The organism is Mycoplana sp. ABR4_002, assembly GCF_056159645.1.
Genome location: NZ_JBSWVO010000003.1, coordinates 154,178 through 166,757, shown reverse-complemented (window position 1 = coordinate 166,757; position 12,580 = coordinate 154,178). Strand labels below are relative to the sequence as shown.

Genomic DNA, 12,580 nt, shown 5'->3' with positions numbered 1-12,580 from the left:
TACCAGTAAAATTTCCGCAATACGCTTTGCTGAAGCGTCGGAAAGCACCTAAACGACACGGATCATTCCACTGTGATGATACTTGCTTTGTTGATTTCCAGAAGTTGCCGCTTGTGCCTGAGCACAATCAATTTGACCGTGTCCATGACTGCCCGCACGCGTGGAACATCTCTCAACCGTTCGTGAGTGAGAAGCCATATTTCAAGAGTAGGGGGCAGATCCGGCCGAAAGCACCGCACGAGTTGATCATCAATGCAAGCGAGGAAGTCTGAGTAGAAGCCAACGCCAATGCCCGACCGCACACTCGCAAAAGCACCCGGCAACGAGTTTTGTTCGATGATGACTGCAGAATCGGGAAAATGCTTTCGGGACCATTCGAATTCACGCCGGGTGGAAAAACTGGAATCGAGCCTGATAAGTGCGTGATCGCGAAGTTCACTCGCAGACGTCGGATACCCGGATCGTTCTGCATATGACCGTGAACAATACAGGCTCCAATGATCGACAGCGAGCCTCAAACCCACCAGACCGGCGTCTGATCTTGCCTGGCCCGACCTGAGAGCAACGTCGGCTTCGCCTTTCGCCAAGTCCCTCATTTCGGAACTTGTGTCAACTTCGACGCGAACGTCCCGGTATTTCTCACGCATCTGGCTGACCAGAGAAGGCAGGACCAATTCGGCTAGGAGGTGATTGGTGGTGAAGCGGACAGTGCCCGAAACATTGCGGGAAAGGTCGTCTACCGCATGCAAGAAGGCCTGAGTTGCCGATCGAACGTTACTGGCGGGCCCAAGCAAAAACTTGCCCTGATCGGTCAACTGGTAGCCGGTTCGAAGCTTCTGGAACAGCAGTATTCCGACAGCTTCCTCTAAAGCCGCTATGCGGCGCGAAACGGTGCTTTGACTGACTCTGAGTGCGCGTGCTGCGGCCAAGGTCGACCCCGTCTCGGCAACAGCCAAGAGATAACGCAAGTCATCAAAATCGAAGCGCCGAGACATTGATTATGCAGAGATGCAGAACGGACCAGCACGAATGGTGTTTGAAGGTACCCTTCAGCCAATTTACACGACGGTCCGCTTCACGCAAGCCAGCACAAGATCGGTCTCTACATCTCATACAGAGGAATTGGCCATGTCGACGGTACTCGTCCCGCCCGGAACCCGCATAACCAATCATTTCAACAAGGAAACCTTCATTTTCACCCACCCGTACGATAGTCAGGTATCGAGTCGGATGGATGTCGTATTGGATGAGGGAGGCTCCGGTGGCGGCAACGCCGTCGAGCATATTCATCCGCAGACCGACGAGGCCTTCGAGGTTCAACATGGCCGCCTGGCGGTCTTCATCGAAGGCACCAAGCATATTGTCGAGGCCGGGGGCTCAATTGTCGTTCCAAAGGGCGCGCGTCACTTTTTCCGCAATGATTACGTGGGCGAAACCCGTATAACGGTTACATTTGCCAATGCCCAACAACATCAGCGGTTCTTTCTCAATCTCGCACTCTGGACGAGAGATCGCCCTGAATACTTCACCCCAGAAGGAGAAGTCAGGTTCCTGGCGATCGTACTCCTCCTCCATGCTTTTCACGGCCACCTTTATCTTGCCGGAATTCCCGTATGGCTTCAGAAGTTCATCTTTGCGATGGCTACGCCGATTGCACGGTTTCAAGGATATCGCCTGGCCATCAGGCCGGCACGTCCGGGTGTCCGCTCTCCGGATTGGCAAGTGATTCCATAGTGGCAAACATTTCATTGAAACGAGGCCAGGTGATGCAAGACGAATTCGCAAGAGATGCGCAGACCATCTTGCCGCGAGCGGCAATGACACGACACAACGGAGCGGAAAGCTCAAAATTTTGGCGACATCTGACGAGTAGTGACTACGCTCCCGGCGAACGTGGCGCAGGCCCAGCATAAATGATTGATACTATTGGTTGTGCCTGGCTGGCACGTAATTTGCGTACATGTCTTGTATGCAAGTCAACCACACGTCTGATACTCAGAGCAGCATCGAAGAGACCATCGTCTCCGGAATCCTTTCTGTCCGCATAAAACCCGGCACCCGACTGAGTGAGAACCAGCTGGCAACACTTTTCGGCGTGTCCCGCACGCGCGTGCGGGAGGCGATGATGCGGCTCGAGACCCGCGCTATTGTCCATGTCAGTCCCCGTCGGGGCTGGTTCGTGGCCGAGCCGTCTGCCGAGGAGGCCATAACGGTCTATGCGGCTCGGCGCGTCATCGAATCGGGCCTGCTGCGAAACATGAGCGAACTGACGCCGGCCGGACGGAACATACTGCAGGTCCATCTAGCAGAAGTGTTGATTTGCACTGAGAAGTGACCCGGTATCGCGGGATATTTTCATCGAGAATTGACCCATGTTTGGAACCGTCCCTCGCGTTTTCGCAGCGAGGGCTCTGGAGTGATCGACATGGAGTTACTGAGCGTTATCCGGCGCTGGCATTTTCGAGACAGGTTTTCGATCCGGGATATTTCACGGCGCACTGGCCTCTCCCGGAACACCATCCGCAAGTATCTGCGCTCCGACGGCGTGGAGCCAAAGTTCAGGGTCCCGGACAGGCCGAGCAAACTCGATCCCTTCGCGGACAGGCTATCGGCCTGGCTGAAGACGGAAGCCAATAAGCCCCGCAAGCAGAAGCGCACCCTCAAACAGCTCCATGCTGATCTGCTAAGCCTCGGTTACGACGGGTCCTATTGCCGGGTTGCCGCCTTCGCCCGAGAGTGGAGAGCAGACTGGCAAAAAGAGCGGCAGACGTCCGGTCGTGGCACCTTCGTGCCATTGGCCTTCGAACCCCGTGAGGCATTCCAGTTCGACTGGTCCGAGGATTGGGCGATCATCGGCAATGAGCGCACCAAGCTGCAGGTTGCACATACCAAGCTGAGCTACTCGAGGGCCTTCATCGTGCGGGCCTATCTTCTGCAGACGCATGAGATGCTGTTCGATGCCCACAATCATGCCTTCCGCGTGTTCGGCGGCATCCCCCGGCGCGGCATCTACGACAACATGCGAACTGCGATCGACAAGGTCGGCCGCGGCAAGGAGCGCGACGTCAACGTCCGCTTCATGGCCATGGCGAGCCACTATCTCTTCGAACCTGAGTTCTGCAATCCGGCCTCCGGCTGGGAGAAGGGACAGGTCGAGAAGAACGTTCAGGATACCCGTCATCGACTGTGGCAACCCATCCCGCGCTTTCCGACCCTGGAAGCCTTGAACGATTGGCTGGAGAACCGTTGCAAGGAACTTTGGGCTCAGACGCCACATGGGCAGATGCGCGGCACCATCGCCGATATCTGGGCTGACGAAGCACGGACGCTCATGCCGGTATCCCGTTCGTTCGATGGCTTTGTCGAATACACCAAGCGGGTCACCCCGACCTGCCTCGTCCATCTCGAGCGCAATCGCTACAGCGTCCCGGCGTCGTTCGCCAACCGGCCCGTGAGCCTCCGCGTTTACCCGGATCGTATCGTTGTGGCCGCGGAAGGCCAATTGTCTGCGAGCATCGCCGCATCATCGATCGCTCCCATGATCGGCCCGGACAAACGATCTATGACTGGCGGCACTATCTAGCCGTGGTGCAACGCAAGCCCGGCGCTCTGCGCAACGGCGCGCCATTCAGCGAACTTCCCGACGCCTTCAGAACCTTGCAGCAGCACCTGCTCAAGAAGTCCGGCGGTGATCGCGAGATGGTCGATATCCTGGCGCTGGTCCTTCAGCACGACGAGCAGGCGGTGCTGTCTGCGGTCGACATGGCGTTGCAGTCTGGCGTGCCCACAAAGACCCACATCCTCAACCTCCTTCATCGCCTCGTCGATGGTAAATCCTTCACGCCGCCCACGATCAGCGCACCTCAGGCCCTGACGCTCAACAACGAGCCCAAAGCCAATGTCGAACGCTACGACGCCTTGAGGAAGACGGAGGTGCGCCATGCGTCATAATCCAGCAAGCGGCGCGATCGTTATCATGCTCAGGCAGTTGAAGATGCACGGCATGGCCCAGGCTGTCGGTGAACTGACCGAACAGGGATCGCCCGCCTTCGAGGCCGCGATTCCGATCCTGTCGCAACTCCTCAAGGCCGAGACCGCGGAACGCGAAGTCAGATCGACAGCCTACCAGCTCAAGACCGCACGCTTTCCCGCCTATCGCGACCTCAACGGCTTCGACTTCGCAAGCAGTGAGATCAACGAGGCTCTTGTGCGACAGTTGCATCGCTGCGACTTCATCGATGACGCCAACAATATCGTGCTGGTCGGCGGGCCCGGCACCGGCAAGACGCACATCGCAACCGCGATCGGCGTGCAGGCCATCGAGCATCATCGAAAGCGCGTTCGCTTCTTCTCCACCGTCGAACTGGTCAATCTGCTCGAGCAGGAGAAGGCCCAGGGGCGACCGGGGCAAATTGCCAACCGACTGGCCCACTCCGATCTCGTGATCCTCGACGAACTGGGATACCTGCCGTTCAGCGCCTCAGGCGGCGCGCTGCTGTTCCATCTGCTCAGCAAGCTCTACGAGCACACGAGCGTCATCATCACCACCAACCTCAGCTTCAGCGAATGGGCCAGCGTCTTCGGGGACGCCAAGATGACGACGGCGCTGCTCGATCGCCTGACCCACCATTGCCACATCCTTGAATCCGGAAACGACAGCTTCCGCTTCAAGAACAGCTCAGCCCATGAACCCAAACCGGCAAAGGAGAAAAACAGGAACTTGACCACGACCCAAGACCCGAAACATATCTAAGAGGCGGGTCAATTCTCGGCGCAAATACCGGGTCACTTCTCAGCGCAAATCAACATCCAGGCAGCAAAGGCCACCGCGTGAGTTCAAGAAAGAGCTCGATCGGCTGGCGCAAGAATCGAGCGCATCAAGGAGATCGAGCGTCTCGTCGATCGAGCTCGGAGCTCAGCCGGAAGTACGAGCTGACACGAGGATTGAAGGGGCTGGGCTTGAGCATGTGAGCGGGGGAGGACGGCAAGCAGGGGAGGTCAGGAACCTTCGTTCGCGCAGCTTAGAGCAGCGTGATTCGTCGAACCGGACATCATTGGAACAATGTCCTAGACATCTTTCCGTCGGACCCGTCGACGCACCTGGCGTTTGCCGAAGCCACAAAGCTAGGCGAAATGTAGCCGAATCCATGGACAGTCAAGTTTTAGCCACAATTTGATTCGGGAATCTGAGAAACATAGAGGCTTGTAAACCGTTCTGGTTCCGTGGAGGTACCGAGTATGGCGGCGCGGGCATTGTGGAAGGGATTTCTGAGTTTCGGGGAAATTACGTGCCCCGTCATCTTGTACACGGCTGTCTCATCGTCGGAACGTGTTAGCTTCAAAATAGTCAACCGGAAGACTGGCAACAAGGTCCGCCGGGAATACATAGACAGCGTAAATGGCAAGCCGGTTGACCGCGATGACCAAGTGAAGGGATACGAGATCGAGAACGGCCAGCACGTCATTATCGAGCCCGATGAGATTGCTGCCCTGGCGCCAGAAAGCGACAAGACGATCCGCGTGTCGGACTACATTCCAAATGGAGAAATCGACACCGTCTTTCTTGACAAGCCCTACTACCTCATACCCGACAAAGCCGGCGAAGAGGCATTCGTTCTCTTGCGCGACGCCATGGACCGCTGTGATGTCGCAGCGATCGCCAAAGCCGTGCTTTTCCGTCGGCTCCGTACCCTTCTAATTCGTCCTCACGGCAACGGGCTGATCGCCTCGACCATGAACTTCGACTATGAGGTAAGGTCCGCGGAGGACGCCTTCGAGGAAGCCCCGAAAGAGCACATTGAAGGTGAGATGCTCGACCTGGCGAAGCACATTATATCCAAGAAGAAGGGTAAGTTTGATCCCAAGGAATTTGACGACCGGTACGATGCCGCCTTGTTGGAGCTTGTACAGGCCAAGGCCGAAGGCAAGGCGATAAAGCCAGCGAAAGAGCAGAAGGTTTCCAACGTCACCAGCTTGCTCGACGCGCTTCGCGAAAGCGCCGGCGTCAAGACGCCGAGGGCAAGATCGACCGCCAACTCGAGGGCGGCAGGTGCTCAAAAGGCTAGGAAAGCTGGGTCCGGCGAAAGACGAAAGGCTGGGTGATCTCCATGGCGGTCAGTCCCTACTGGAAGGGCTACTTGAAGCTTTCTCTTGTCACCTGCCCGGTGGCAATGTCGCCTGCGACGAGCGAATCCGAGAAGATTCGCTTTCACACGATAAACCGTGCCACCAACAACCGCGTTGTCTCCCATTATGTCGATAGCGTTACGGGCAAGGAGGTGACCACGGACGACGAGGTCAAGGGGTTCGATCGGGAGGGGGAATATGTCCTTCTGGAAGACGAGGAGCTCGATGCCATCGCTCTGGAGAGTGCACGAACGATCGATATCAGCACGTTTGTCCCTCGCGAAACGATCGACTGGATCTGGCTCGACAAGGCGTACTACCTGGTTCCCAATGACAAGGTTGGCGAAGATGCCTTTGCGGTGATCCGAGATGCGATGGCAGCCGAGGACGTCGTGGGGATTTCCCGGTTGGTCATTGGGCGGAGGGAGCATGCGATCATGCTCGAGCCGAGAGGTAACGGCATCGTCGTTTGGACCTTGCACTATGGCGACGAGGTTCGCGATGAGGATGAATATTTCGACCGCATCAATGCCGATACGGATCCCAAGCTACTCGAGATGGCGCAGGAAATGATAAAGGGCCAGACGAAGCACTGGTCTCGCTCGTTTGTGAAAGATCCCCTGCAGGACAGCCTCCTCAAGATCATCGCCGCCAAGAAGAAAGGCCTGAAGAAGATTGACCAACCGGTCGATCTCCCAGCCGCTTCCCGGAATAATGTGGTTGACCTGATGGCCGCGTTGAAAAAGAGTCTGGAAGGTAGCGGGAAAAAGCCGGGATCCAAGGCGAAGAGGTAGATGGGGCATCGTGCCGAGTGTGTCGGTCTTTAAGATCGCCCTGCCATCGCCGAAAACCAGGCCGTCGGTCCTCAGCTCCATCACGCTTGTCCGCATCAAAACCTGCTCCAGCCCTGTGAGTGAGGCTGACGCGAACATATTCGCTTGTGGGTCGCCGAGGAGAGCGGTAGAAGCTACGAGACACCCTCTACTGATGGTGTTCTCAGTCCAGAGTCAGTCAGGACCGCACGTTTTAGCTCCGCCATCGCGCGGAGCTTCTTTTTTCCGGGATACTCCAAGCATCGGCCGCGCGTCGCGCCTATGTGGGGCCGCCCGCCGACCGTCGGCAGCTAGGAATTAAAACAAGACAAGCGGACACATGATCGCCCGACGCCAAGGCATTCGTTGGCCTTTTTCCGTCGCAAAAACTAGCCGGACGGCTTCTTGGCTATGATCGCATAGCGGTGCTGGAACCCCCGAGCAACGGATTTAAGGTAGCCGAGATTTGATGCCTGCGCCTTGTGGATTCGCCGCAGGTTCGTGTCTGTGTTCACAGCTGAGAATCCGGCCTGTTCGATCAGGCGGGCAACATTTTCAGCCCTGGCGCCGCCGGAAAAATGGACGCGTGAAAGGATGCTCTTATGTGTGTCGGCCATTGTTGTCGATGCATGGGTCGTCTGAGGCTTGGTCAAGCCAAATTGTTCGAGAATTGAGGCGAAGCGCTTCACCAAACCTTCGGCAAGGCTGGTATTGACGAAATCTCCGTCGATGACCAAAAGCTTGCCGCCGGGCTTAAGAACGCGAAGCCACTCCCGAAAACAGGCTTCAGGGTCGACCAGTGTCCAGACAAGATGGCGGGTCACGATCACGTCGTAGCTTTCATTGGCTTCAAGCGTGTTCTCAGCGTCGCCAAGACGGAACTGGATGGCGCGACCACGGGAGGCGGCCTTGGTGCGCGCCAGCGCCAGCATGGTCTCGGACCAGTCAATGCCAGTCACCTGATAGTCAAGATCGTCCATGAGATGAGAAATCACCCCGGTGCCGCTTGCAAGGTCGAGCGCCTTTCGGCCACCACCACGTCCAAGATGGCGTTCGATCAATTCGTGCCATGCAGTCCGTTCTTCCGCGGAGAAAATTTCGTGGCCGGCAGCCAGGTCGAATGTCGCCGCACGTGCAGACCAGTAGGCCCTGATCTCATCCCTCAAGTTGAAATTTGCGCCTTTCGCCGTTCCATCGTTCTGCATGTTTCTGAACTCGTCTCCAGCTTCGAACGCTTCTAAAAGATAATACTTGACTAGAAAAGTCATCAAATAATATGTGCCCTGCAGTTTCCACGGGAGATCAAACCCATGCGTCTTTTTGGCAAGTCGGCAATTTTCGTACTCGGCCTTCTCGTGTCTACCGCGCTGCCGGCGATGGCCGATCCCGTCGTCGTGAAGGACGTGACAGGTCGTAATGTCGAAATCAACGTCCCGGTGAAGCAGGTAATCCTCGGTGAGGGGCGACAGATTTATTTTCTCGCGGCACTCGACAACGACAACCCCTTTCAGCACGTCGTTGGATGGCGCGACGATTTGCCGAAGGCCGATCCGGAATCCTATGCTGCGTATCTTGCCAAGTATCCGGAAATCGCCAGCCTGCCGACATTCGGCGGCATGAAGGAGGGCACCTTTGACATCGAGCAGGCGGTGGCGCTGAAGCCCGACGTTATCCTGATGAACGTCGATTCCAAGACTGCGACCGAAGAGGCCGGCTATATCGAGAAGCTCGCCAAGGTCGGAATTCCGCTCGTCTATATCGACTTTCGCGAAAGGCCGATGGAAAACACCGAGCCGAGCATGCGCATCATGGGCACGTTGATGGGCAAGGAGAAGGTGGCCGAAGACTTTATTCAGTTTCGAGCTGATGCCATCAAGCAGGTGACAGATGTCCTTGAGGAGAAAAAACCGGTTAAGCCCGTCGTCTTCGTCGAGAGGGCAGGGGGCTACTCGGAAGATTGCTGCATGTCCTTCGGCAACGAGAATTTCGGCAAGATGGTCGAGCTCGCCGGCGGTACGAACATGGCCAAGGACATCATCCCGGGCACGTTCGGCACGGTGAACCAAGAGCAGATCATCGCCTCCGATCCCGAGCAGGTCATCATCACCGGTGGTATGTGGGAGGCCTATGTCCCAGCCGGCAACTGGGTCGGCGTAGGCTACGGCGCGGATACAAGCGAAGCACACCGAAAGCTGGAGAAACTGACGATGCGGCCAGCCTTCACCGGCATCAAGGCCGTCAAGGATGGCAACGTCCACGCCATCTGGCACCAGTTCTACAACAATCCCTACCAGTTCGTCGCGATCCAGCAGATCGCCAAGTGGTTGCACCCGGATCTGTTCCAGGATCTTGACCCGGAGGCTACCTTCAAGGAACTGCACGCCCGCTTCCTGCCACTCGATTACAAACCGGGATATTTCGTCTCACTGAAGGGCGAATAGGCGATGACCGCCGCGCCAATCGAAACGAAGGCGACCGGGCGCGATCAGTATCGCGCCCTTGCCTTTCGGCGCATCCTCATCCTTGCCGGCCTTGGCATAGCGCTTGCCGCAAGCATTGCCGTCGATATGGCGTTGGGGCCGGCGAACTACAGTGTTTCTCAGGTGCTCTCCGCGCTCTTCTCACCAGGCACGGCGGGGGACCAGTTGCGCGTCGTGATCTGGGATATCCGCATGCCAATCGCGCTGATGGCGGTGACTGTTGGGGCGTCGCTGTCCGTCGCGGGGGCGCAAATGCAGACGATCCTGTCGAACCCGCTAGCGAGCCCTTTCACACTTGGAATTTCGGCGGCGGCTAGTTTTGGAGCGGCACTCGGCCTGGTGAGTGGTGTCGCGATCTTCCCCGGCGCGGTTCAGTACATGGTGCCGATCAACGCCTTCATCATGGCAATGGTGGCCTCACTGTTCATCCATTTCGCCTCGACCATGCGAGGCGTGACAGTGGAAACCATCGTGCTGCTCGGTATCGCGCTCGTGTTCACTTTTAACGCCGCCCTGTCGCTGCTCGAGTATCTGGCTTCGGAACAGGCGCTAGCCGCTGTTGTCTTCTGGACCATGGGCAGTCTTACCAAGGCGACGTGGGACAAGGTATTCGTAACGACTTCAATCCTTCTGATTGCGCTTCCGCTGTTCATGCGCAATGCCTGGTCATTGACAGCGCTCAGGCTGGGCGATGACAAGGCGGCGAGCATGGGCGTCGATGTGCGACGGCTGCGCCTTCACACCATGCTTGTGGTCAGCCTGCTTGCTGCCATTCCCGTTTCGTTCGTCGGCACGATCGGCTTTGTCGGCCTCGTCGGGCCGCACATCGCTCGCATGGTCGTCGGGGAGGATCAGCGCTTCTTCCTGCCCGGTTCCGTTATCTGCGGTGCGTTGTTGCTCTCGGCGACATCAGTTGTCAGCAAGGTTCTGATCCCCGGTGCGATCCTGCCGATCGGCGTGATTACCGCACTCGTCGGCGTTCCTTTCTTCTTCGTCCTGATTTTCTCCAACCGGAGGCGCGCGTGGTAAGTCTGGTTCTGAGGGACCTTGGCGCAAGCTATGGTCGCACGACGGTTCTGTCCAAGGTCGCAATTGAATTGTTGACACCCGGCGCAACTACCGCGGTGATCGGCCCGAACGCAGCGGGAAAGTCGACCCTTTTCAAGCGCATCGCAGGCCTGATTTCCGGGCCCGGCGTCGTCGAGTTGTCTGATGCGGCACGCGGCGACCGCTCGATCTGCTACATGCCGCAGGACACAGGCTCGAACGCAGTTCTGACGGTGTACGAGTCCTTGCTGCTTGCAGCAAAACAAGGCGGTAGTTGGCGCGTGAACGATGACGAGCTTTTTGAGATCGACGCAATATTGAAGGCGTTGCGTATCGAAGACCTCGCCTTCCGGGGCCTTGATGCCCTCTCTGGTGGGCAGCGGCAGTTGGTTTCGCTCGGTCAGGCGCTGGTACGCAAGCCCGAAGTTCTGCTGATGGACGAACCTACATCGGCGCTCGATCTCCACCGCCAGATCGACGTGCTGGAGTTTGTCGCCGATCTTGCGAGCCGCACCGGCATGATTGTTCTGATCGCATTGCATGACCTCAACCACGCCATGCGCTACTGCACAAACACGATCGTCATTGCCAATGGAAAAATGGCTTCAAGCGGGGCAACCGCTGACGTTATTACGCCGGCCATGCTACGCGATATCTACCAAGTCGATGCCCGCATCGAAACTTGCTCGCGCGGGCGCCCCATGATCATAGTCGACGGTGCCCTGTAGCGCTCCAGTGGCGCTGGCGCGAAGTCTCAGCCGTAAGCATCCAAGGATTTTCTCTGGCCCATTTTGGCTCATCTTGCTTTGCGTGTCGTTTCGTGACTTGCTCGGGCTGAATGGTGCTCCGCCGGACCAGAGCATCGCACCCACCTGAGGCTACGAACAATGTCCCTGAGGTATATACAAGTTACAGCGCCTGCCGCACGTGCGGAAACACTCCGCGATATGGTTGCCGCGCGCAAGTCGGTTATCGATCATCGCCTATCCGGCGCCGAGGATGGCGAGCGGACGCTTTATGTTTTGGCGGGCCCGCAGGAGCGGCAAACGCTGCTCGACGACATTCAGTCCCTGCTTGGTGTTGACGCAGACTGGCGAATGATCGTGCTGCCAGTTGAGGCAGTCATTCCTCCTCCGGATGAACCGCAGGAGGCTCAGGAACTACTAAGAAAGGCTGCCGCCGTTCAGACACGAGAGGAACTGTATGCCTCCATCGAGAAAGGGGCCTCGCTCGACGCCAACTACCTTCTACTCGTTGCACTATCGACCATTGTGGCGGCGATCGGTATGAGTGAGAACAATGTGGCAGTCGTGATCGGGGCAATGGTGATAGCCCCGCTGCTCGGACCCAATCTCGCATTGATTTTGGCGACAGCGCTTGGAGACCGGGACTTGGTCCGCCGTGCACTCACGACGGGCACTGCGGGTGTCGCCTTTGCAGTTGCATTCGCCTTCCTGCTCGGCTGCATCGTTCCGCTGAACCTGGATGCCAGCGAGCTTATTGCGCGGACGGATGTCAAGCTCTCTGGTGTGGCGCTGGCCCTCGCTTCAGGGGCAGCAGCGGCGCTCTCGGCTACGACGGGTCTTTCCAGCACTTTGGTTGGTGTCATGGTTGCAGTTGCCTTGCTCCCGCCTGCCGCGACAATCGGATTGATGCTCGCAGCGTTTCAACCCGACCGCGCGCTCGGCGCGGCGCTGCTTCTCGGAGCGAACGTCGTCTGCGTAAATCTGGCGGGCCAGCTAGTATTTTTGATGCGCGAAGTTCGGCCACGAACCTGGCTTGAGAAACGTGCCGCAAGGCAGTCTGTCAAGGTAAGCATTATAGTGTGGCTGACTTGCTTGTTCGCGCTGGCTGCGTTCGTCGGTTTGCGAGACCTGCCAGTCTGACCTGCCCTCACCTTGATACTGGCATGAGTTCACCCGACGAACCTTCAGTACGTCATGGCGGCCAACACAATCACAGTCGGAATTGCTGTCGTGACGAGCGTCGCCACCAGCATTGTTGTGACACTCCAGAACTGGTCGCACCACCCAGCGCGTTGTTCACTCGATTTTCTTGCCATCCCACCCTCCTAGCCTCGACTCATCGAAGCATTGAGCGCGCGATGAGTCGAGT

10 protein-coding genes and 2 pseudogenes are annotated in these 12,580 nt (G+C 57.6%); 10 read left to right on the top strand and 2 right to left on the bottom strand.

The genetic code is table 11. The features are described 5' to 3' along the window. Window positions 1-62 precede the first annotated feature (62 nt). Window positions 63-995 carry a LysR family transcriptional regulator gene (locus ACXAGF_RS23140; RefSeq protein WP_475019899.1) on the bottom strand — a complete coding sequence of 311 codons (933 nt, stop codon included), beginning with the start codon at window positions 993-995 and terminating at the stop codon, window positions 63-65. A 133-nt stretch (window positions 996-1,128) separates the two neighbouring features. Here ACXAGF_RS23140 and ACXAGF_RS23135 point away from each other — a divergent pair, with 133 nt between their 5' ends. From ACXAGF_RS23135 to ku (ACXAGF_RS23110), 6 genes and pseudogenes are all read left to right on the top strand, one after another. Next, window positions 1,129-1,734 carry a cupin domain-containing protein gene (locus tag ACXAGF_RS23135; RefSeq protein WP_475019898.1) on the top strand — a complete coding sequence of 202 codons (606 nt, stop codon included), beginning with the start codon at window positions 1,129-1,131 and terminating at the stop codon, window positions 1,732-1,734. A 235-nt stretch (window positions 1,735-1,969) separates the two neighbouring features. After that, window positions 1,970-2,311 (top strand): annotated as a pseudogene (locus ACXAGF_RS23130) (GntR family transcriptional regulator); the annotation flags it as partial. Window positions 2,312-2,425: 114 nt separating this feature from the next. Beyond that, window positions 2,426-3,951, top strand: a pseudogene (gene istA, locus ACXAGF_RS23125) (IS21 family transposase). Continuing rightward, window positions 3,941-4,753, top strand: coding sequence for an IS21-like element helper ATPase IstB (gene istB, locus ACXAGF_RS23120; RefSeq protein ID WP_475019897.1), 813 nt, complete (start codon window positions 3,941-3,943; stop codon window positions 4,751-4,753). Before istA ends, istB begins: the two are co-directional and overlap by 11 nt. A 485-nt stretch (window positions 4,754-5,238) precedes the next feature. Further along, a complete protein-coding gene (gene ku / locus ACXAGF_RS23115) occupies window positions 5,239-6,102 on the top strand; it encodes a non-homologous end joining protein Ku (protein ID WP_475019896.1) in 864 nt (287 codons plus the stop codon). A 5-nt stretch (window positions 6,103-6,107) separates the two neighbouring features. Beyond that, window positions 6,108-6,920: a non-homologous end joining protein Ku gene (ku, locus tag ACXAGF_RS23110; RefSeq protein ID WP_475019895.1), complete on the top strand. Its 813-nt coding sequence runs from the start codon at window positions 6,108-6,110 to the stop codon at window positions 6,918-6,920. A 407-nt stretch (window positions 6,921-7,327) separates the two neighbouring features. Here the strand turns inward: ku (ACXAGF_RS23110) and ACXAGF_RS23105 are convergent, their stop codons facing one another. Next, window positions 7,328-8,143 carry a class I SAM-dependent methyltransferase gene (locus tag ACXAGF_RS23105; RefSeq protein WP_475019998.1) on the bottom strand — a complete coding sequence of 272 codons (816 nt, stop codon included), beginning with the start codon at window positions 8,141-8,143 and terminating at the stop codon, window positions 7,328-7,330. Window positions 8,144-8,248: 105 nt separating this feature from the next. Here ACXAGF_RS23105 and ACXAGF_RS23100 point away from each other — a divergent pair, with 105 nt between their 5' ends. The 4 genes from ACXAGF_RS23100 to ACXAGF_RS23085 all read left to right on the top strand — a co-directional run bounded on the left by ACXAGF_RS23100 (window position 8,249) and on the right by ACXAGF_RS23085 (window position 12,351). Beyond that, a complete protein-coding gene (locus ACXAGF_RS23100; protein ID WP_475019894.1) occupies window positions 8,249-9,379 on the top strand; it encodes an ABC transporter substrate-binding protein in 1,131 nt (376 codons plus the stop codon). 3 nt (window positions 9,380-9,382) lie between these two features. After that, window positions 9,383-10,447, top strand: coding sequence for a FecCD family ABC transporter permease (locus ACXAGF_RS23095; protein ID WP_475019893.1), 1,065 nt, complete (start codon window positions 9,383-9,385; stop codon window positions 10,445-10,447). Next, the gene (locus ACXAGF_RS23090) at window positions 10,441-11,193 is read left to right on the top strand and encodes an ABC transporter ATP-binding protein (RefSeq protein ID WP_475019892.1); all 753 of its coding nucleotides are present in this window, start codon (window positions 10,441-10,443) and stop codon (window positions 11,191-11,193) included. The genes ACXAGF_RS23095 and ACXAGF_RS23090 overlap by 7 nt, the downstream gene beginning before the upstream one ends. Before the next feature lie 219 nt (window positions 11,194-11,412). Then, window positions 11,413-12,351: a TIGR00341 family protein gene (locus tag ACXAGF_RS23085; RefSeq protein ID WP_475019891.1), complete on the top strand. Its 939-nt coding sequence runs from the start codon at window positions 11,413-11,415 to the stop codon at window positions 12,349-12,351. The last annotated feature ends 229 nt before the right edge of the window (window positions 12,352-12,580 follow it).